Source organism: Rhizobium binxianense, from assembly GCF_028994275.1.
Lineage (GTDB): Bacteria > Pseudomonadota > Alphaproteobacteria > Rhizobiales > Rhizobiaceae > Rhizobium > Rhizobium binxianense.
In genome coordinates this window covers 4,299,586-4,318,808 of record NZ_CP118713.1, presented here as the reverse complement: position 1 = coordinate 4,318,808, position 19,223 = coordinate 4,299,586, and the positions used below count along the sequence as shown (strand labels likewise).

Annotated in this window: 23 protein-coding genes and 1 other RNA gene; 12 read left to right on the top strand and 12 right to left on the bottom strand. The window is 61.9% G+C overall.

Features of this window, described 5'->3' with window-relative positions:
- Positions 1 to 435 precede the first annotated feature (435 nt).
- From recF to PO860_RS21025, 3 genes are read left to right on the top strand one after another with little or no spacing between them, the layout of a single operon-like run.
- Positions 436 to 1,560 (top strand): DNA replication/repair protein RecF, encoded by a 1,125-nt coding sequence (recF, locus tag PO860_RS21035; protein ID WP_273885391.1) that lies wholly within the window; start codon positions 436 to 438, stop codon positions 1,558 to 1,560.
- Complete coding sequence (locus PO860_RS21030; RefSeq protein ID WP_275037970.1) at positions 1,557 to 2,381, top strand: molybdopterin-synthase adenylyltransferase MoeB; 825 nt, start codon at positions 1,557 to 1,559, stop codon at positions 2,379 to 2,381. The genes recF and PO860_RS21030 overlap by 4 nt, the downstream gene beginning before the upstream one ends.
- Positions 2,378 to 2,866 (top strand): GNAT family N-acetyltransferase, encoded by a 489-nt coding sequence (locus PO860_RS21025; protein WP_275037969.1) that lies wholly within the window; start codon positions 2,378 to 2,380, stop codon positions 2,864 to 2,866. The genes PO860_RS21030 and PO860_RS21025 overlap by 4 nt, the downstream gene beginning before the upstream one ends.
- 16 nt (positions 2,867 to 2,882) lie before the next feature.
- Here the strand turns inward: PO860_RS21025 and PO860_RS21020 are convergent, their stop codons facing one another.
- Positions 2,883 to 3,884 carry a 2-hydroxyacid dehydrogenase gene (locus tag PO860_RS21020; protein WP_275037968.1) on the bottom strand — a complete coding sequence of 334 codons (1,002 nt, stop codon included), beginning with the start codon at positions 3,882 to 3,884 and terminating at the stop codon, positions 2,883 to 2,885.
- A 187-nt stretch (positions 3,885 to 4,071) separates the two neighbouring features.
- On the opposite strand from PO860_RS21020, the gene PO860_RS21015 reads away from it, so the two are divergent.
- Positions 4,072 to 4,611, top strand: coding sequence for an SH3 domain-containing protein (locus PO860_RS21015; protein ID WP_183609977.1), 540 nt, complete (start codon positions 4,072 to 4,074; stop codon positions 4,609 to 4,611).
- On the opposite strand, the gene PO860_RS21010 is transcribed toward PO860_RS21015, so the two are convergent.
- From PO860_RS21010 to PO860_RS20995, 4 genes are all read right to left on the bottom strand, one after another.
- The gene (locus PO860_RS21010; RefSeq protein WP_183609976.1) at positions 4,604 to 5,596 is read right to left on the bottom strand and encodes an adenosine kinase; all 993 of its coding nucleotides are present in this window, start codon (positions 5,594 to 5,596) and stop codon (positions 4,604 to 4,606) included. The two genes, PO860_RS21015 and PO860_RS21010, sit on opposite strands and share 8 nt — an antisense overlap.
- Before the next feature lie 506 nt (positions 5,597 to 6,102).
- Entirely contained in the window at positions 6,103 to 6,714 is a 612-nt protein-coding gene (locus PO860_RS21005) for an ATP-dependent Clp protease proteolytic subunit (RefSeq protein WP_183609975.1), read from the bottom strand.
- Positions 6,715 to 6,759: 45 nt separating this feature from the next.
- A complete protein-coding gene (locus PO860_RS21000; protein ID WP_275037967.1) occupies positions 6,760 to 7,119 on the bottom strand; it encodes an SRPBCC family protein in 360 nt (119 codons plus the stop codon).
- On the bottom strand, positions 7,116 to 7,430 hold the full coding sequence (locus PO860_RS20995) for an ArsR/SmtB family transcription factor (protein WP_007628095.1): 315 nt from the start codon (positions 7,428 to 7,430) through the stop codon (positions 7,116 to 7,118). Before PO860_RS20995 ends, PO860_RS21000 begins: the two co-directional genes overlap by 4 nt.
- Before the next feature lie 383 nt (positions 7,431 to 7,813).
- Here PO860_RS20995 and PO860_RS20990 point away from each other — a divergent pair, with 383 nt between their 5' ends.
- Positions 7,814 to 8,761, top strand: coding sequence for an AEC family transporter (locus PO860_RS20990; protein WP_183609973.1), 948 nt, complete (start codon positions 7,814 to 7,816; stop codon positions 8,759 to 8,761).
- Positions 8,762 to 8,828: 67 nt separating this feature from the next.
- Here PO860_RS20990 and PO860_RS20985 read toward each other — a convergent pair whose 3' ends face one another.
- Complete coding sequence (locus PO860_RS20985; protein ID WP_049731254.1) at positions 8,829 to 9,395, bottom strand: c-type cytochrome; 567 nt, start codon at positions 9,393 to 9,395, stop codon at positions 8,829 to 8,831.
- 154 nt (positions 9,396 to 9,549) lie between these two features.
- On the opposite strand from PO860_RS20985, the gene PO860_RS20980 reads away from it, so the two are divergent.
- Both PO860_RS20980 and PO860_RS20975 read left to right on the top strand, forming a co-directional pair.
- Positions 9,550 to 10,305 carry a 3-deoxy-manno-octulosonate cytidylyltransferase gene (locus tag PO860_RS20980; RefSeq protein ID WP_275037966.1) on the top strand — a complete coding sequence of 252 codons (756 nt, stop codon included), beginning with the start codon at positions 9,550 to 9,552 and terminating at the stop codon, positions 10,303 to 10,305.
- A 10-nt stretch (positions 10,306 to 10,315) separates the two neighbouring features.
- Positions 10,316 to 11,170: a prephenate dehydratase gene (locus PO860_RS20975; protein WP_183609971.1), complete on the top strand. Its 855-nt coding sequence runs from the start codon at positions 10,316 to 10,318 to the stop codon at positions 11,168 to 11,170.
- 21 nt (positions 11,171 to 11,191) lie between these two features.
- On the opposite strand, the gene PO860_RS20970 is transcribed toward PO860_RS20975, so the two are convergent.
- The 5 genes from PO860_RS20970 to PO860_RS20950 all read right to left on the bottom strand — a co-directional run bounded on the left by PO860_RS20970 (position 11,192) and on the right by PO860_RS20950 (position 14,166).
- Positions 11,192 to 11,560, bottom strand: coding sequence for a VOC family protein (locus tag PO860_RS20970; RefSeq protein WP_183609970.1), 369 nt, complete (start codon positions 11,558 to 11,560; stop codon positions 11,192 to 11,194).
- 135 nt (positions 11,561 to 11,695) lie between these two features.
- Positions 11,696 to 11,956, bottom strand: a complete 261-nt coding sequence (locus tag PO860_RS20965) for a hypothetical protein (RefSeq protein ID WP_275037965.1) — start codon at positions 11,954 to 11,956, stop codon at positions 11,696 to 11,698.
- 143 nt (positions 11,957 to 12,099) lie between these two features.
- On the bottom strand, positions 12,100 to 12,795 hold the full coding sequence (locus tag PO860_RS20960; protein WP_272784657.1) for a helix-turn-helix transcriptional regulator: 696 nt from the start codon (positions 12,793 to 12,795) through the stop codon (positions 12,100 to 12,102).
- Positions 12,796 to 12,799: 4 nt separating this feature from the next.
- Positions 12,800 to 13,759 (bottom strand): NAD(+) diphosphatase, encoded by a 960-nt coding sequence (gene nudC, locus PO860_RS20955; protein WP_183609968.1) that lies wholly within the window; start codon positions 13,757 to 13,759, stop codon positions 12,800 to 12,802.
- Positions 13,756 to 14,166, bottom strand: coding sequence for an HIT domain-containing protein (locus tag PO860_RS20950; protein WP_275037964.1), 411 nt, complete (start codon positions 14,164 to 14,166; stop codon positions 13,756 to 13,758). The genes nudC and PO860_RS20950 overlap by 4 nt, the downstream gene beginning before the upstream one ends.
- 89 nt (positions 14,167 to 14,255) lie before the next feature.
- Between PO860_RS20950 and ffs the strand changes: the two genes are divergently transcribed.
- The 3 genes from ffs to PO860_RS20935 all read left to right on the top strand — a co-directional run bounded on the left by ffs (position 14,256) and on the right by PO860_RS20935 (position 16,618).
- An RNA gene (gene ffs, locus PO860_RS20945) (signal recognition particle sRNA small type) lies at positions 14,256 to 14,352 on the top strand.
- 46 nt (positions 14,353 to 14,398) lie between these two features.
- Positions 14,399 to 16,270: a DNA polymerase III subunit gamma/tau gene (locus PO860_RS20940; RefSeq protein WP_275037963.1), complete on the top strand. Its 1,872-nt coding sequence runs from the start codon at positions 14,399 to 14,401 to the stop codon at positions 16,268 to 16,270.
- Between the two features lie 24 nt (positions 16,271 to 16,294).
- Positions 16,295 to 16,618 carry a YbaB/EbfC family nucleoid-associated protein gene (locus tag PO860_RS20935; protein ID WP_004676719.1) on the top strand — a complete coding sequence of 108 codons (324 nt, stop codon included), beginning with the start codon at positions 16,295 to 16,297 and terminating at the stop codon, positions 16,616 to 16,618.
- 49 nt (positions 16,619 to 16,667) lie between these two features.
- Here the strand turns inward: PO860_RS20935 and PO860_RS20930 are convergent, their stop codons facing one another.
- Complete coding sequence (locus PO860_RS20930; RefSeq protein WP_273882457.1) at positions 16,668 to 17,285, bottom strand: MOSC domain-containing protein; 618 nt, start codon at positions 17,283 to 17,285, stop codon at positions 16,668 to 16,670.
- A 57-nt stretch (positions 17,286 to 17,342) separates the two neighbouring features.
- On the opposite strand from PO860_RS20930, the gene recR reads away from it, so the two are divergent.
- Both recR and PO860_RS20920 read left to right on the top strand, forming a co-directional pair.
- Complete coding sequence (recR, locus tag PO860_RS20925; protein WP_273882455.1) at positions 17,343 to 17,948, top strand: recombination mediator RecR; 606 nt, start codon at positions 17,343 to 17,345, stop codon at positions 17,946 to 17,948.
- Positions 17,949 to 17,959: 11 nt separating this feature from the next.
- The gene (locus PO860_RS20920) at positions 17,960 to 19,219 is read left to right on the top strand and encodes a lytic murein transglycosylase (protein WP_275037962.1); all 1,260 of its coding nucleotides are present in this window, start codon (positions 17,960 to 17,962) and stop codon (positions 19,217 to 19,219) included.
- Positions 19,220 to 19,223: the final 4 nt, after the last annotated feature.

Here is a 19,223-nt window from a genome sequence, read left to right as displayed (position 1 = left end):
CATCGAGTGGGTGTCGGACGCCAGGACCTCGGTCACAGGATCCGCCAAAAATACCGCCGCGGTCCGACACCACCAGAGGGACACGATCCCCGGCAGTCAAGCTGTCAGCCTTGCTATCAACGCCGCTTAGGCTTAGAGCCTTTCCTGGCCAGATTGAAGCATTCTGCCGGAGCAGGTTTTCTTCAGGGCAAAGGCGATTGGCGACGGGCATACCCCTTGGTACGTCCGAGCCGATCGCCTTTGCCCTGGCGGAAAGATGCCCGGCCCTTCGGGTTGGCCGAAACGGGCCGGCTGATCGACCGGCCGGCTTGGCCGTAGAACTGGGCTACGACGCGCGCCGGCCGGTCGACCATCCGACTCCGTTTGAGCCAACAGAATGCTTCAATCTGGCCAGGAAAGGCTCTAACTGTCACGTTTCACGATTCCGGACATTCGATGCCGCACAAGGTTTCTCTTTCCCGTCTGAAACTGACAGACTTCCGTAACTATGCGTCGGCGGCCCTAGCCCTTGATGGCCGGCACGCCGTGCTGACGGGAGACAACGGTGCCGGCAAGACCAATCTCATGGAGGCCGTCTCGCTGCTTTCGCCCGGCCGCGGCCTGCGCCGCGCCGCCTATGGCGACATCACCCGGGTCGGCGCATCCGGCGGTTTTTCGATCTTCGCCGCCCTCGACGGCATGGAAGGCGACGTCGAGATCGGCACCGGGATCGAAAGGGGCGAGGAAACCACCGCCCGCAGGCTGCGGATCAACGGTACCCCCGCCAAAACCGCAGAGGAACTGACCGACCATCTGCGTCTTCTCTGGCTGACACCGGCGATGGACGGCCTCTTTACCGGCGCCTCCTCCGACCGGCGCCGCTTTCTCGACCGGCTGGTGCTGTCGCTCGATCCCGCCCATGGCCGTCGCGCCAGCGATTTCGAGCGCGCCATGCGCAGCCGCAACAAATTGCTGGATGAAGGCCGCTTCGACCCCTCCTGGCTTGCCGGCATCGAGGAACAGATGGCAAGCCTCGGCATTGCCATGGCGCTCGCCCGGCAGGAAATGCTCGGCCTGCTGACCCGGCTGATCAAGGAGAGCCGCGAGAACTCGCCCTTCCCTTCCGCATCGCTACAGCTTTCCGGCTTCATGGACGGGCAGTTTTCGCGCGCCTCGGTCGACCTCGAGGACGATTACGCGGCAATGCTGGCAGAGAGCCGCTACCGCGACGCCGGCGCAGGGCGTACACTCGAGGGGCCGCACCGGGCCGATCTCATCGTGCACCACCGCGAGAAGGCGATGGAGGCGGAGCGCTGCTCGACCGGCGAGCAGAAAGCATTGCTTGTCGGGCTGGTGCTTGCGCATGCGCGCCTCGTCGGCAACCTCACCGGCCACGCACCGATCCTCCTCCTCGACGAGATCGCGGCGCACCTCGACGAGGGCCGCCGGGCCGCGCTGTTCGACCTCATCGATGGGCTCGGCGGCCAAGCCTTCATGACCGGAACGGATCGCGTCATGTTTTCGGCGCTCGGCGACAGGGCACAGTTTTTTACGGTTGCCGACGGAAGAGTGTTCGAATGACGGAAGCGGCTTTTCCCGGCCTCGGGCGCCATGATAATGTCGGCGTCATGGAACCGCTCAGCCCCGACGAAATCGCCCGTTATCACCGCCATATCCTGCTTCCCGAGATCGGCGGCGCCGGCCAGCAGAGGCTGAAAGCCGCCCGGGTGCTGGTGATCGGCGCCGGCGGCCTCGGTGCGCCGGTTCTGCAATATCTCGCCGCAGCCGGGATCGGCACGCTCGGTATCGTCGATGACGACCGAGTGTCGCTGTCGAACCTGCAGCGCCAGGTGATCCATGATTCCGGTACGATCGGCGAATTGAAGACGGAAAGTGCCGCCTTCGCCATCGCCAGGCTCAATCCGCATGTCCGGCTGATGCGCTTCGAGGAACGCTTTTCCCCGGAGACCGCCCGCCGGCAATTATCCGGCTTCGATCTCCTGATCGACGGCTCCGACAATTTCGACACGCGTTACGCCGCCGCCGATGCGGCGGAGGAAGCACGCATTCCGCTCGTCAGCGGCGCTGTCGGGCGTTTCGATGGCTCGCTGACGGTTCTCAAACCCTATGAAACTGCCGCGGACGGAACACCCAACCCCAGATATCGCGACTTGTTTCCGGAAGCGCCGCCGGCGGGGCTCATCCCCGCCTGCGCCGAGGCCGGCATCATCGGCGCGCTCACTGGCGTCATCGGCACGATGATGGCGATGGAGGCGATCAAGCTCGTCACCGGCACCGGCGAGCCGCTGGTTGGACGGCTGCTGCTCTACGACGCGCTTGCGGCCCGCTTCGACACGGTCCGCTACAGAAGACGCCGCACGCGGGAGAGACAAACCGGATGACGATCGTCCGCCTCGACCAGAACTTCACGCGCTGGGACGAACTGCTCGCACTGATCCTCGCCGCCTTCGCCTCGATGAACGGCAGGATTGACCCGCCATCCTCGGCGCTCAAGCTGACGGCGGTATCGCTCGCCGAAAAGGCCAGGGCCGAGATCTGCCATGTCGCCATCGACGGCGAAAAGTTGATCGGCTGCCTATTCCTGCGGCCGGAGGCCGATTGCCTCTATGTCGGCAAGCTCGCCGTTCTGCCTGAGGTACAAGGCAAGGGCCTCGGCAAGCGGCTGCTGGCGATTGCCGAGGAGACGGCTGCGGCGCTCGGTCTTCCCGCGTTGCGGCTGGAAACGCGGATTGAACTCACCGACAATCACGCCGTCTTCGCCGCCTGGGGATTTTCCAGAACCGCCGAAAAGGCGCACCCCGGTTTTGCCAGGACGACATTTGTCGAGATGCGCAAGGTCCTTGGACCGCCGGTCCGCACCGCCTGAATTCAGCTCGCCGCCTTCAACGGCCCGGCAGGACCCGATTCGGCGGCCTGTGGCCGTCGATGAAGGTGCGGATATTGATGATCACCTTGTCGCCCATGTCGATGCGGCCTTCGATCGTCGCCGAACTCATATGTGGCAGCAGCACGACCTTGCCCTCGTTGGCGAGCTTGACGAGCTTCGGGTTGACGGCGGGCTCGTTTTCGAAAACGTCGAGGCCGGCACCGGCGATCCGGCCCTCCCGCAGCGACTTGATCAGCGCGGCTTCATCGACCACATCGCCGCGCGCGGTGTTGACGAGATAGGCCGTCGGCTGCAGCAGCGCCAGACGGCGCGCCGAGATCAGGTGGAAGGTCGCCGGTGTCGACGGGCAATTGACCGAAACGATGTCGACGCGGGCAAGCATCTGGTCGAGGCTTTCCCAATAGGTCGCCTCCAGCTCGTCCTCGATGGCCGGATTGACGCGCTTGCGGTTGTGGTAGTGGATCGACAGGCCGAAAGCCTTGGCGCGACGGGCAACCGCCGTACCGATGCGGCCCATGCCGACGATGCCGATGCGCTTGCCGTGAATGCGCCGGCCTAGCATCCAGGTGGGAGACCAGCCGGCCCATTCGCCCGGCTTTTCGGTCAGCACTCGCGCACCTTCGCCAAGCCTTCTCGGAACCGCGAGAATGAGGGCCATCGTCATGTCGGCGGTGTCCTCGGTCAGCACGTTCGGCGTGTTGGTGACGGTGATACCCTTGCGCGCCGCCGCCTCGACGTCGATATGATCCGTGCCGTTGGAGAAGCTCGCAATCAGCTTCATCTGCGGCCCCGCCTGGTCGATCAGCGCCGCGTCGATACGATCGGTGACGGTCGGCACCAGCACCTCGGCGGTCCTGACGGCGGCGACAAGCTCGGAAACGGAACGCGGCGCGTCGTCGATGTTCAGCTCGGCGTCGAAGAGCTCCCGCATGCGGGTTTCGACGGCATCGGGCAATTTGCGGGTGATGTAGACCTTGGGTTTTTTCTTCGCTGTCATGGCTGGCTGTGGTGCCTTGTTCAGAGGTCTTTAACCAAGAAAGGGGATAACTTTTCCATTCAGGGCATTTTCTACCAGACCCGCACGCGAAGACAAACAAAACTCGTGGTGCAGCCGGGGAATGTCAGTGCCCGGACAGCGAGCAGGCTGGGCCTGGCCCGCGAATTCGAGCAAACGGAAGCTTTCCATGCGCAGCAAAGTCCTGAAGTCCTGCCTCGCCGTCGCGATCGCTCTGACTACATCCCTCGCCACCCTGGAACTTGCCCATGCGCAGGCGGCCAAGGGACCGAGTGGGCTGCCTTTGCCGCGTTTCGTCACGCTGAAATCCAAACGCGTCAACCTGCGCATCGGCCCGGGAACGGATTACGCGGTTTCATGGATGTACCTGAAATCCGGCCTGCCGGTGGAGATCATCCAGGAATACGACAATTGGCGCCGCATCCGCGATGCCGACGGCACCGAAGGCTGGGTCAACCAGTCGCTGCTGTCAGGCCAGCGCGCGGCGATCGCCGCGCCGTGGATGAAGACCAAGGGCAAGGGCGTCTTCGTCAATCTGCGCCGCGAGGCGCAGCCGTCCGCCTCGATCGTCGCCAAGCTGGAACCCGGCGTGATGGTGACGATCGGCGAATGCAACGGCGACTGGTGCCGCGCTGAAACCGACGGCGCCTCGGGCTGGGTGGCGCAGTCGGAAATCTGGGGCGCCTATCCCGGCGAAGCCTTCAAATAAGCCCGGCCTGTTTGGCGGCCTCGGAGAGCGAGGTCATCGGGCGCGGGCCGATCTGCTGGATGACGATGCCGGCGGCGAGGCAGCCGAGCTTGCCGCAATCCTCCAGAGACCGTCCCTGCGTGTAGCCATAGAGGAAGCCGGAGGCGAAGAGATCGCCGGCGCCCGTCGTATCCACGACTTCCCTGATCTTGATCGCATCGACGTAATAACGCTCGCGGCCCTTCAGAATGACGGCGCCGTTCTCGCTCATCGTCACGGCGGCGATCTTGCAATCGGCGGCGATCCTGTTCAGCGCCTCCTCGAAATCATCGGTTTCATAGAGCGACAGTGCTTCCTGGCGATTGGCGAAGACGATATCGACCTTGCCAGAGCGCATCAGATCGAGGAATTCGCCGCGATAACGGCCGACACAGAAGCTGTCGGACAGCGTCATCGACATTTCGCGGCCGTTTTCATGGGCGATGCGGGCACAATCGAGGATCGCTTCCTTGGCGCGCGGCGGATCCCAGAGATAACCTTCGAAATAGGTGACCTTGGCGTCGGCCACGACGTCGATCTCGACGTCCTCGGGACCGAGCTCGACGCAAGCGCCGAGATAGGTATTCATCGAACGCTCGCCGTCCTCGGTGACGAAGATCATCGAGCGCGCCGTCGGCGGGAAGGTGCCCTTGGGCCGGGTCTGGTAGTGAACGCCCTGGGCACGGATGTCGTGCGTGAAGATGTCGCCGAGCTGATCTGCAGCGACATTGCCGAAATAGGCAGCTTTGCCGCCGAGGTTGGCCACGCCCGCCGCCGTGTTGCCGGCGCTGCCGCCGGAGGCTTCGAGAGCCGGCCCCATGCGCGAATACAAGAGTTCGGCGCGCTCGGCATCGATGAGGTTCATCGCCGCCTTGGTGATCTGGTTGTCAATGAGGAACTGGTCGTCGCAACGGGCAATGATATCCACGATTGCGTTGCCGACTGTCAGAACATCGAATCTTGTCATGAAATGGGTGGTCCCGGATTTGTGATAGCCGGGGTTCGGTCTTAGCGAAATTTCCGCGGTTTGGAAGGATAAATGGGACGTCGCTTCTATTTCTTCGCAAAAGTGCCGCCTATTCGTCATGTCCCTGTCATTTTCAAAATCTAGAAATACTCGCAAGAAGACCGGCATGAGCAGCTTTCAGTTGCAGCCGGGCGCATGAAGGATGATTCCTTCGATCTTACTGGCGTGATGCTGACCACGGATGAACTGGCAGCTTCGCGATCCGGATATCCGGCACGGCCGGAGCGGAAAAGCGGGCTGTGCCCGCTTTTTTTGTTTTCGGATGGCGCGGCCGGCGATTGCCTTTCTGCGGAATTATGGAGCAAATGCCACCAACCGATAACGATGCGGCGTTGGCACTTTGCGCCAGGAGCGGTCATTGTGGCTGCTGCAAAACTCCTTATTCTGCGACATCGCAGAAGTTGGAAAAACAACTGTAGCCTTAATGGGGATTTTTGCGGCAAGGCTTATAGGCTGCTCGTGTCTTCCCGAACCTTCAGAATACGGTCGATAAGACCCCATTCAAGCGCCTCCTCCGCCGTCATGAAGCGGTCGCGATCCATCCCGCGCTCAAAGTCTTCGTAGGAACGTCCGCAATGCTCTGCGTAGAGCCGCGTCATGCGTTGCTTGGTCTTTAAAATTTCCTCGGCATGAATCAGCATGTCGGAAGCCTGCCCTTGAAAGCCGCCGGAGGGCTGGTGAATGAGGATACTGACATTGGGCAATGCGGCTCTTCCGCCGGGTTCGCCTGCCATCAGCAGGAACGATCCCATTGAACGGGCCGTCCCCATGCAAAGTGTATGAACCGGCGCACGGATGAAGCGCATGGTGTCGTACATGGCTAGGCCGCTGGTCACGACGCCGCCCGGCGAATTGATATAGAGGCTGATGGGCTTTTTTGGGTTTTCCGCTTCTAAAAACAAAAGCTGCGCACAGACGAGGGCCGAAACGGTATCGTTCACCTCGCCATTGAGGAAGATAATCCGCTCGCGCAGAAGCCGGGAATAAATATCAAAGGATCGCTCCCCCCGGCTGGACTGTTCTATGACCATAGGGACGAGTTGCATCGCTTCGCGCATCGGCGACCTCCAGACTTTCAGAATTTTAAGGGGAGGCTCGCCGTGTCAGGCGGCGAGCATGAGGAGCGGGCGGTTGCTGTTTGCCGGCGCTCTTGCCATTCTATCGAATCTTGCGTCCGTCAGTTCGTGGACGATCCGAAGGCAAGTGCCGCCAGTGGCATTCGGGGTGATCGTGAACGTCACGGTGCTTTCAAGGAAAGGTGGGTTATCGTCACGCAGCTTGTAGCGAACTTCCTGGCCGGGGGTGACGGTGATCGCATCGGGATCAGCCAATGCTGCCTTCGGCAACCACCTTTCCCGAAGTTCGGGAATGGTAACAGCACGCCAGACCTTTTGCGGCGGATCGCCCAAGTCAAACTCCAACTCGACGCCGCTATCCTGCTCCTTGGTCTTCCCTTCGTTCATTGATCCATGTCCTTCAGCAAGACTTTGAGTGCAGCGATACGCTCCGGCCAATAGGCGCGGTATTTTGCGAGCCACTGGGCGATGAGAGCCAACCCATCGGGATCGACTTCGTAATTCACGAAACGCCCCTGTCGTTCTTCCCTCACGAGCTTTGCACTGCGCAGAACTGCAAGGTGTTGCGACATCGCAGGCTGGCTAATCTCCATGCCCTCGCGCAAGGCACTAGCATTCATGCTCCCTGCCGCCAGCTTCTCAAAGATCGCACGGCGGGTCGGGTCTGCCAAAGCTCGGAAGAAGTCATTCTCGATCATACGAACACATAAGCACGTACTTATGCGATTCGCAAGCTATTTCGGGGCAACCTTCTTTTGCTGCGGAAATCCTACGATCAACGACCGACCTCTCAGCATCAAAAAATGAGAGGAATTCCTTTCGCAAAACCCTTATGTAAGCGACCGAGTTTTGCAAACGTCTGATGTTCGCATGGGTCGAAAGCGGTCGTTGGTGGCATTTGCTACATAATTCCGCTTCTTTACCCAAGCGGTTTGCTGCCGCAGCGCCGCGCGTCTTCTCAGAAGCGCAGGGAGCGCTGCAGCACTTTGAAGTGCTGCGTAATTTTCTCTCTAAATCGATTCCGATTTAGAGAATTATGCAGTAGAGGTTGGATACTCCCCCGCGCAGAGCAACCTCCCTCATGTCAGCCATCATTCTCGACGTCCTTCCCATCTTCCTCCTGATTCTCATCGGCTGGGTGATCGTCCGCAGCGGCTTGATGGCATCGAATGTCGGCGATGCGCTCGGCGAATTCGTCTTCAAGATAGCTGTGCCGCTGCTGCTCTTCCGCACCATCGCCGAGGCGGATTTTCATGGCGCCTCGCCCTTCCGGCTGTGGATCGTCTATTTCTCAGGCGTCGCCATCACCTGGACGGCCGGCCATCTCGCCGCCACCCGCCTCTTTAACCGCGACGAACGGATCGGCGTGCTGGCCGGCGTTTCCTCGGCCTTCGCCAACAATGTCTTCATCGGACTGCCGCTGGTCGAGCGCACCATCGGCGACGAGGGGCTGGTGGCGCTGTCGATCCTGCTCGCCGTGCATCTGCCTGTGATGATGGTCGCGGGCACGGTTCTGATGGAGCATGCCGAACGCAAGATCGCCGGCAAAAGCGACCGCAGCATGGTGTTCGTGCTGCGCCAGATCGCCATCAATCTCGTACGCAATCCGCTGGTGATCGGGCTTGCGGCCGGCATGGCCGTGCATCTTTCCGGTCTTACCATGCCGACGGCGGTGGCATCGGTCGTCGGGCAGATTGCCGGCATTGCCGGGCCGGCGGCGCTGATCTCGCTCGGCATGGCGCTGGAGAAATACGGCGTCTCCGGCAATGTCGGCATCGCCAGCGTCACCTCGACATGCAAGCTGCTGCTGCTGCCCGGCTGCGTGTGGGCGGCGAGCCATCTCCTCGGTCTCAGCCCCGAATGGACGGCGGCGATCGTGCTGACCTCCTCGGTACCGACGGGCGTCAACGCCTGGCTGATCGCCAACCGCTTCGGCGTCGGTCACAGCCTCGCCGCCTCGACGATCACCGTGACGACAGCGCTCGGCGCCATCACAGTTTCGCTCTGGGCCTATTTCCTCGGTGCCTGAAAACCTCTCCGCACAACAAAAAGCCCGGCTTGCGGCCGGGCTTTTGTAATGCGTTTGTGCTGGCGCATCACTGCGTCGCGGTTTTCGGGTCCGGCAACGGCACCGGCGAATCGGCCAGCGTGTGCAGGTAGAGGATGACGTTGGCGCGGTCCTGATCCTTCGCCAAACCAGCGAAGCCCATGGCCGTGCCGGGAACGTCCTTCTTCGGCGCCAACAAGAACTTGTTGAGGAATTCGAAGGTCCACTTCTCGCTGCTGCCCTTGGAGAAATCCTTCATGGCAGCGGAATAGGCGAAGCCCTCATGCGAAGCGATCGGGCGATCTACGACACCAAAGAGGTTGGGACCGACCTTGTTCGGTCCCCCTTTGGTGCCGTCATGACAGGCCTGACACTTCTTGAAGACCGTTTCACCGGCCTTGGCATCGGCAGAAGCGAGCAATTGCGCGATCGGAACGGCAGCGGCGGCAGGCGCAGCCTCACCACCGGCGGCGGGCGCCTCTTCGGCAACGATCGCGAAACCTTCCTTTTCCGGCGCTTCGGAATGGAAGATCCCCTCGGACGCGATGGAGACTGACATCAGAACGAAAATCGTTCCGAGCAGCGCCCCCACGGCCGTATTGACGTATGAATTCATCTGCAATGCTCCCCTTGCAGCCGGCAGACCATAAACCGGACCATCTTGAAATCGCGCGGAACCTATGTCTTTTGGTTGATCGTTGCAACTGTCTAAATGGTCTTGTGCGTGAGACTTTTTGACACTTTTCAGCCCGGAATAGAAGGCCCGAACAATGAGTGATTCAAATTTAGACGGTGCGCTCGTGCTGATCCCGGCGCGTATGGCCTCAACCCGCCTTCCGGGCAAGCCGCTGGCCGACATTTGCGGTCTGCCGATGATCGTCCAGGTGGCGATGCGCGCCAGGGAAGCAGCCATCGGCCGCGTCGTCGTCGCCGTCGACGACATCAGAGTGTTCGATGCCGTTTCTGCTGCCGGCTTCGAAGTCGTCATGACCAGCTGCGATCATCAGTCGGGTTCCGATCGGATCTTCGAAGCGCTGACGAAAGTCGATCCGGACGGGAAAGCGAAATTCATCGTCAACGTCCAGGGCGATCTGCCGACGATCGAACCGGAAACCGTGCGCGCAGCGTTGCGCCCTCTGGAAAACGAGGCGGTCGATATCGGCACGCTGACGACCGTCATCGACAATGAAGCGGATAAAACCGCGCCGCACATCGTCAAGATTGTCGGTTCGCCCGTCTCCGATACCCGACTGCACGCACTTTACTTCACGCGCGCGACGGCACCCTACGGCGCGGGGCCGCTCTATCACCATATCGGCCTTTATGCCTATCGCCGCACAGCACTGGAACGCTTCGTCTCGCTCGGGCCTTCGACGCTCGAACGGCGCGAATCGCTGGAGCAGCTCAGGGCGCTGGAGGCCGGCATGCGCATCGACGCCGAGATCGTTGACACGGTTCCGCTCGGTGTCGATACTCCGGCCGACCTCGAAAAAGCGCGGCGCATCCTCTCCGCAAAGTCGAACTGACGGAACCATCATGAACATCAAGACCAACAGGATCGCCTTCCAGGGCGAATTCGGCGCCAATTCCGACATGGCCAGCCGCGACATGTTTCCGACCATGGAGCCGCTGCCCTGCCAGACCTTCGAGGATGCGTTCACGGCGGTCGACAACGGTGATGCCGATATCGCGATGATCCCGATCGAGAACACGATCGCCGGGCGCGTCGCCGACATCCATCATCTGCTGCCGGACTCGCGGCTGCACATCATTGGCGAATATTTCATGCCGATCCGTTTCCAGCTGATGGTGCTGCCGGGGGTGACCAAGGACGAGATCCGCACGGTTCACAGCCATATCCACGCGCTCGGCCAGTGCCGCAAGATCGTTCGCGCCAATGGCTGGAAGCCTGTCATCGCAGGCGATACGGCAGGCGCGGCAAAGCTGGTGAAGGAAACCGGCGACCGCTCGATGGCCGCCTTGGCGCCGCGTCTTGCCGCCGATCTCTACGGGCTCGAGATCGTCGCGGAAAATGTCGAGGATACCGAAAACAACGTCACCCGTTTCGTCGTGCTTTCGCGCGACGAGGAATGGGCGCAGCGGAATTCGGCGGAAGAAAAGGTCGTCACCACCTTCGTCTTCAACGTCCGCAACATTCCGGCCGCGCTCTACAAGGCGCTCGGCGGCTTCGCCACCAACAACATCAACATGACGAAGCTCGAGAGTTATCAGCTCGGCGGAAAATTCGTGGCGACGCAGTTCTACGCCGATATCGAAGGCCATCCGAACGATCCGAACGTGCGCCGGGCTTTGGAGGAACTGCGGTTCTTCTCCGAGAAAGTCCGCATCCTCGGTGTCTACAAGGGGCATGCGATGCGAGGCCTGCTTTAAGCAGGCCTTGTCATTCAGCCATTATTTATCCGGCTCACAGACGCGAAGGCGATGACCATCGGGATCGAGCACGACGAAGGTCGGGCCGAAATCCAGTTCGGTCAGTTCCTGGGCGATCGGCAGGCCGCGCTGTCGCCAGTCCTTATAGTGGTTGGCAACAGCATTTTCTCCCGCGACCATGAAGGCCACTTCGCCGCGATTGCCGATGGCCGACGGCTGCGGCTCGACCTTGCTGCGCCGCCAGAGGCCGAGTGTGAAGCCGCCATCGAGCGGGAAGGCGACGAAATTCGGCGCTTCCACGGCCGGCTCGCGGTTCAAGAGGTTGCGGTAGAAGCTGGCGCTTTCGCCCGGATCCTTGACGTACAGAATGATGAGATTGGGGCTGGTCATTTCGGTTCTCCGGTTGCTGTAAAATGGAACGGGCGCGAGATCGTCTGCTGACAATTATTGGCAGCAGGGCACGGAAGGGCGTTGCGATCGCAACGCCCGGTTCTCGCCGGGTAAATGTTGATGGGGATGGGCGACCTAAAGCGAGGGATGGTCCTCGTGGCGCGGGTTACGTCCATCGATGAAGCCGAGATCGCGCTTGCGGCACTCCGGCAGCGCCTCAAGGTCGAGGCTGGTGCGGTTTCCACTGGAAAACCGGAAAATATTCATGACCAGACACAGCAGGCCGGAGCGCGCCGACTGGCGGACATCGGCAAACGTTTCGGCCGAAATGACATCGGCAAAGGACTCGGCCGTAAAACGGTCGTTGGTCAGATGAATGGTTGGAGGCGTTACCATGATCAGTACTCCTTCCCTAGCGCATCGGCACGATGCGCGGAACCTAGCTGCTACAGCGTCCTTTGCGCGTCCGAAGACGCGCGGCGCTGTAGTGGATTGGTACTGACAATAACCCCAACTGCTGACAGTTTCTGGCAGCAGTGTTAGTTCTCGACCGGCACGTCCTGCGTCTCGCGCCATTCCTTGAGGAGCACGGTGCGGCGGCGGGGATAACGCACCTCATGCAGGGCCATGTCGATGATCCGGTCGGTACGGAAATGGCGAAAATCCTGGCGCAGTTCGCACCAGGCCATGAGGACGCGCACATGCTCGAAATAACCGAGCGCGAAGGGCCAGACGCGGCGGCGGGAGATGCGGCCCTGCTCGTCGCCATAATGCAGTTCGAGGATACGTTCGAGGCGGATCGCCTTGCGGATCGCCGAAACGTCAGCCTTGTCCTCGTCCCGGCGTTTGGGGCCGACGAAAAGGGCTGCCGAATCGATCATCTCGCGCATATCGGCCGGCAGCACGGCGGCAATCTTGGCCAGCGCATCGGCGCCGGCGCCGGCAAGGCGCGGCTCGGCGGCGCGGGCGACCCAGCGCGAGCCGAGCACCAGCGCCTCCAGCTCTTCTTCGGAAAACATCATCGGCGGCAGCATGAAGCCTGGCTTCAGCACATAGCCGATGCCGGCTTCGCCTTCGATCATCGCGCCTTGGGCCTGCAAGCTGGCGATATCGCGATAGAGCGTGCGCAGGCTGACGCCGGTCTCCTCAGCAAGCACGTTGCCGGTCACCGGCCGCCGATAACGCCGAAGCGCCTGAAGCAGCGTCAGCAGCCGTTCCGAGCGCGCGACCGGCATGGCGCTACCGCTTCCACTCCACCCAGTCGCGCATCAGGCGGTGGGCGATCGCCCCTTTCGGCGGCGAGGCCTTGCCTGTCGCGCTCGGACGTTCCAGCATTTCGATGGTTTCCTCGCGGGTGAACCAGCGGCAATCCTCCAGTTCCGTCTCGTCGCGGCTGATTTCGGTGGACTTGGCCTCGGCGTAACAGCCGATCATCAGCGAATGCGGCATCGGCCAGGGCTGCGAGGCGTGATAGCGGATGCGGCCGGTGCGGATGCCGGATTCCTCCAGCGTTTCCCGGCGTACGGCATTCTCGATGGTCTCACCGGGCTCGACGAAGCCGGCAAGGCAGGAATACATGCCGGGCGCGAAATGCGGGCTGCGGCCAAGCAGGCAGAGGTCGCGGCTCTCATCGATCGTCAACATGATGACGACCGGGTCGGTGCGGGGGAAGATCATGTGTTCGCAGGCGGCGCAGACACGCTTGTAGCCGCCGATATGGATCTCCATTGCCGAGCCGCAGCGGCCGCAGAAGCGGTTGTCGCCATTCCAGCGGATGAGGCTCGCGGCCTGGGCGAATTCGCCGAGCAGCACCTCGTCGATCAGCATTTCGCGAAACAGGGTGCGACCGTCGGAAGGCTTGTATTGGCTGGTGAGATCATCGACGCCGATGCCGACGGGAACGGCAAGCCGCGGCTCGCCGGATTTGCGGTAACCGAGAAGCACGGTCTCGTCCCAATCCGGCTGCAATTCCTTGAGCTCGTAACGGGCGAAAAGTGGGTCGAGCACCTGGCCGTCATGCTTCAGCACCAGCTTATCCCCGGCGAAGGCGAAGATATGGGTGCCGTCCTTGGCCAGCGCCTTTTCGACGGAGCGTTCGTCGCGATGCTCGGAATCGCGATTGAGGTCATTGGCGGCAAAGGCCGTGAGATTGCTGGGTTCGGGATGCGGCACATCCGAATCGAAAAGCGAATGACTCATGATGAAAGGGCTTCCCGCAGCTTCGCTATGAATTCGTCTCTCTTTCCGTCTTCGTAGGGCTCTGCGCGCCCGAAGCCCCAGACGGGACCCGGCCAGTTGGCATCGCCTTCGAAGCGGGCAATGACATGAACATGAAGCTGACGGACGATATTGCCAAGAGCCCCGACATTGATTTTTGTCGCGCCGGTGATGTCCTTCAGAGCTTTGGAGACCAGCTCCGTCTCGAAGGCGAGCAGCACCTGGTCGAGCGGTGTCAGCTCGAAGATTTCGGTGATATCGGCCCGGCGCGGCACGAGAATGAGCCAGGGCCAGCGGGCATCCCTCGACAATCTCAGATCACAGAGGCCGGTGACCATGATGCTGGTGCTGTCGTTTTCCAGCCGGGGGTCGAGCGCGAAACCTTTCAAAGGGCATTCTCCTCATGTTTTCCTACGACTAGCAGTTTTTTTGCATGTTGGCTTGCTTTTGATGACGATATTGCCGATATGTGCATCCGGGAGGTTGGTGGTGGACGAGCCACTCGCCAACCGGGTCAGGTCCGGAAGGAAGCAGCCCTAACGAGCCCGGCACGGGTCATCGTGCCAGCCTCCCACCTTCTCTCCACGAAGTGCCCGACGATCCCGGGCGACAAGCAGGGCGATGAGCGACACCGAGCGACAATCAAAAGATGCCGCCTCGACGGGCACCGGATACCGAGTGCTGGCTCGCAAATACCGCCCCAAGGATTTCACGGACCTGATGGTCGGCCAGGAGCCGATGGTCCGCACCCTGACCAACGCCTTCGAGACCGGCCGCATCGCGCAGGCCTATATGCTGACCGGTGTGCGCGGTGTCGGCAAGACGACGACGGCACGCATCCTGGCGCGGGCGCTGAACTACAAGACGGCTGACATCGACAAGCCGACGATCGACCTGCGCATACCCGGCGAGCACTGCCAGGCGATCATGGAAGGCCGGCATGTCGACGTGATCGAGATGGATGCCGCCTCCCATACCGGCATCGACGATATAAGAGAGATCATCGAGCAGGTGCGCTACCGGCCGGTTTCGGCGCGCTACAAGGTCTATATCATCGACGAAGTGCACATGCTGTCGACACAGGCCTTCAACGGCCTCTTGAAGACGCTGGAAGAGCCGCCGGAGCATGTGAAGTTCATCTTCGCCACCACCGAGATCCGCAAGGTGCCGATCACCGTGCTGTCGCGCTGCCAGCGCTTCGACCTGCGCCGGATCAGCGCGTCGGATCTCGTCGGGCTGTTTTCGACGATCGCCGCCAAGGAAGGCATCGAGGCGGAGCCGGACGCACTGGCGATGATCGCGCGCGCCGCCGAAGGCTCGGCCCGCGACGGCCTGTCGCTGCTCGACCAGGCAATCGCCCATGGCGCGGGCGCCGTGCAGGCCGAAGCCGTGCGAGGGATGCTCGGCCTTGCCGACCGCGCCCGGATCGTCGATCTCTTCCAGCATGTCGTCAAAGGCGATGTCGCCGCCGCCCTCGGCGAATTCCAGAACCAGTACGAGGCCGGCGCCAATCCGGTGGTGGTGCTGACCGATCTTGCCGATTTCACCCATCTGGTGACCCGGCTGAAATATGTGCCGGATGCGGCAAACGATCCCTCGCTCAGCGAAGTCGAGCGCACCAAGGCGGCGGAATTCGCCAAGGGCGTTGCGGTGACGACGCTGTCGCGCATCTGGCAGATGCTGCTGAAAGGCATTCCGGAAACGGAGGGCTCCTCGCGCACAGCGGGTGCTGCCGAAATGGTGCTGATCCGGCTTGCGCATGCGGCGCATCTGCCGGCGCCCGAGGATGCGGCGCGTCGGCTTGCCGAATTTTCCGGCGACAATGGAAGCCAGCGGCCCTCCCCGCCTTCCGGCAATGGCGGCGGCGGCACGCGAGTCCCCTATCAAAGCAGTGTCGCGGCACGGGCACCCGAGATCGCGCCGAGCAAGCCGCAGCCTTCGGCGCCGGTGGCGATGCTGCGCGCCGTGCCGAGCAGCCAGCCGGAGACGATGCCTGTCGGGCGGATAGAGGCGAAACCGGCGGAAGCACCGAAGCCGCTCGTTCGGGTCAATTCGGTCAGCGATATCGTCAACCTCGCCACCGAAAAGCGCGATGCGAAGCTGAAGGCGATGGTGCGCAATTTCGTGCGCCCCGTGCGGATCGAGCCCGGCCGGCTTGACGTCAGCCTCACCGAGGGCGCGCCGACGACGCTGCTCAATGAGCTTGCCGTCAAGCTGAAGGAATGGACCGGCATCCACTGGATCGTCAGCCTCAGCCGCGACGAGGGTCAGCCGACGCTTGTCGAAGCGGAAGCCAGGACCCGGGAACAGCATGTCATCGACGCGCGTCAGGACCCCGACGTCGCAGCGATCCTGGCGCTTTTTCCCGGCGCGAAAATCATCGACGTGCGTGTGCGGGCGCCCGAACCGGAAGAGGAAGGCGAGGTCAAACCACCTGATGCCGCCGAATCCGAAGAAGGTGACATCCTGCCCGGCGACGACATAGAATTTTAAAAAGTTTCAACAAGGAGCGAGACGATGCGCGACATCATGGGCATGATGGGCAAAGTCAAGGAAATGCAGGCCAAGATGGAGCAGATGCAGGCGGAGATCGCCGAGCTCACCGCCGAAGGCAAGGCGGGCGGCGGCCTCGTCACCGTCGTCATCTCGGGCAAGGGCGAGCTGAAAAGCCTGAAGATCGACCCGTCGCTGTTCAAGGAAGACGATGTCGAGATCCTCGAGGACCTGATCGTCGCTGCCCACAAGGACGCCAAGGACAAGGCCGAGGCGCTCGCCGCCGAAAAGACCAAGGCGCTGACCGCCGGCCTGCCGATCCCGCCCGGCTTCAAGCTGCCGTTCTGATCGACCCGCTAAACAGCGTACCAGATGATACGCCGCGCATATCCCGGCGTCAGGGGCTGACTTCCAGAATCGCCCGTAGCTTGTGGTGAATTGGAGCAGCGAGATATCGCGCCCGATCCATCTCGGAAAGCCGCCGGCCGAAGGTTTCCATCAGCTCGGGCATCATCACTTTCTCTCCGGAAAAGGGCTGATGCTCCACCGGCATTCCGGCCTCGGCGACGCCGCCCCGGATAACGCGGCAATAGAGGCCTGGGCGGGCGGCGTCGGTGTAGCGCTTGACGAATTTCGGATCAGCCATCCTGGCAGCGAAGGTGGCGCAGGGCATGCGGGATGACGTGACTTCGAGGATGAGATCGCCGGTGACGAAGCGGTCGCCGACAGAGACGTCGCGATTGTCGAGATCCGATATCACCATGTTCTCGCCGAAAGTGCCGGGTTCATATGGCTGACCGAGCTCCTTGCTCCACCAGTCGAGCGTCAGCGATCCCTCGATATAGACCGCCTGATCGACGCCGCCATGGTGTTTGCGGTTGCAGATCGCATCGCCGACCAGTCCTTCGGCATCGATCATCACCGCGCCGTTGACCGCATGTTTGAAGATGCCGGTCTTGTAGCTCTTGCCGGGTAGCCTTTCCGGATTGCCGGTGCAGAGCGCCAGGATTTTCATGGGATGGCCGATCCTTCCGCGATTCCGTTTTCGTTCCATATCAGTTAAGAACGGCGCATGGCAAAACGAGTCACCGGCCCCGAAATCGAAAAACTCATCCAGCTTCTGGCGAAGGTGCCGGGCCTCGGGCCGCGCTCGGCGCGCCGGGCGGCGCTGCATCTGATCAAGAAGAAGGACCAACTGCTGGGGCCCCTATCGAATGCGATGGGCGAAGCCTATGACAAGGTGAAGATCTGCTCGCGCTGCGGCAATGTCGATACGGTCGATCCCTGTATTGTCTGCACCGACACGCAACGCGATCAATCCGTCATCATCGTCGTCGAGGACGTCTCGGATCTCTGGGCGCTGGAGCGCGCAGGCGCGATGAACGCCGCCTATCACGTGCTCGGCGGCACGCTGTCGCCGCTCGACGGGATCGGGCCCGACGATCTCAATATCCGCGGACTGATCGACCGGATCGGCGAAGGCGGCATCCGGGAATTGATCATCGCGGTCAACGCGACGGTCGAGGGGCAGACGACGGCGCATTATATCACCGACCAGCTGCAGGGGCTTGAGGTGAAGATCACCCGGCTGGCGCATGGCGTACCTGTCGGCGGCGAGCTCGACTATCTCGACGAGGGCACGCTTGCGGCGGCCCTTCGGGCGCGGACGGTGATATGAGGGGTTTGCATATGCCGAAAAATGCTCCACGGCGGCTGCGGCTGTTCGCACTGGCTATAACGGCCGCTTTCCTCCCCCTCCCCTCACATGCAGCCCCTTCGAAAGCCGATGTCGAAGCACAGTTCGAGACATGGGTGAAGAGCGACCTCTGGCCGGAAGCGAAGGCGGGCGGGATTTCGGAGAAGACCTTCCAGGCTGCCTTTTCCGGCATCACGCTGAACTGGAACCTGCCCGATCTTGCCCCGCCCGGTTTCCCGCCGCCGAAGGAGCAGAAGCAGACGCAGGCCGAATTTTCCTCGCCCGGTCCCTATTTCAACGAGGACCGGCTGACGAAGCTTGCCGCAACAGGGCGCGGCTTTGCCGCGCAATACGGCTCAACGCTGAAGCGGATCGAAAAGACCTATGGTGTGCCGGGCTCGATCGTGCTTGCCATCTGGGGCCGGGAAACGGGCTTCGGCGCGGCGAAGATCCCGAATTCGGCAGTCGAAGTGCTGGCGACCAAGGCTTTCATGTCGACGCGCAAGGAGATGTTCCGCACCGAGCTGGTGGCTGCACTGCATATCCTCGATGGCGGCGACGTCACACCTGCCGATTTCAAAGGGTCGTCGGCCGGCGCGCTCGGACAGCCACAATTCATGCCGACCAGTTATCTGAAATATGCCGTCGATTTCGACGGCGACGGCCATCGCAACATCTGGACCTCGGTGCCCGACACGCTCGCCTCGATCGCCAATTTCCTGGTCAAGAAAGGCTGGCAGCGCGACCGCGACTGGGGTTTCGAAGTGTCGATCCCGGAGGCGGTCTCCTGCGCACAGGAGGGACCCGATCTGGCAAAACCGTTGTCGCACTGGGCCTCGCTCGGCATCGGCCGCATCTCCGGCAAGGGCTTTCCCTCCGGCGAGATGAAGGCCGAGGGCATGATGCTGGTGCCGGCCGGCCGCGACGGCCCGGAATTCGTCGTCACGCCGAATTTCTACATCATCAAGGAATATAATAATTCCGATCTCTACGCCCTCTATATCGGCAATCTTGCCGACCGGATCGCCGATAATGGCGGCGCCTTTAAGGGCCGATGGGGCGATGTCGGCAAGATGCTGCGCTCGGATGTGGCCGCCATGCAGAAGGCGCTGGAACGGCAGGGTTACGATGTCGGCGGTTCCGACGGTCTGCCGGGCTACAAGACCCGCCGGTCGATCGGCCAGTGGCAGGCCAAGAACGGCATGAAGCCGACATGTTTTCCCGAGGCGACGATGAAGGGCAAGCTGAAATAGCCGC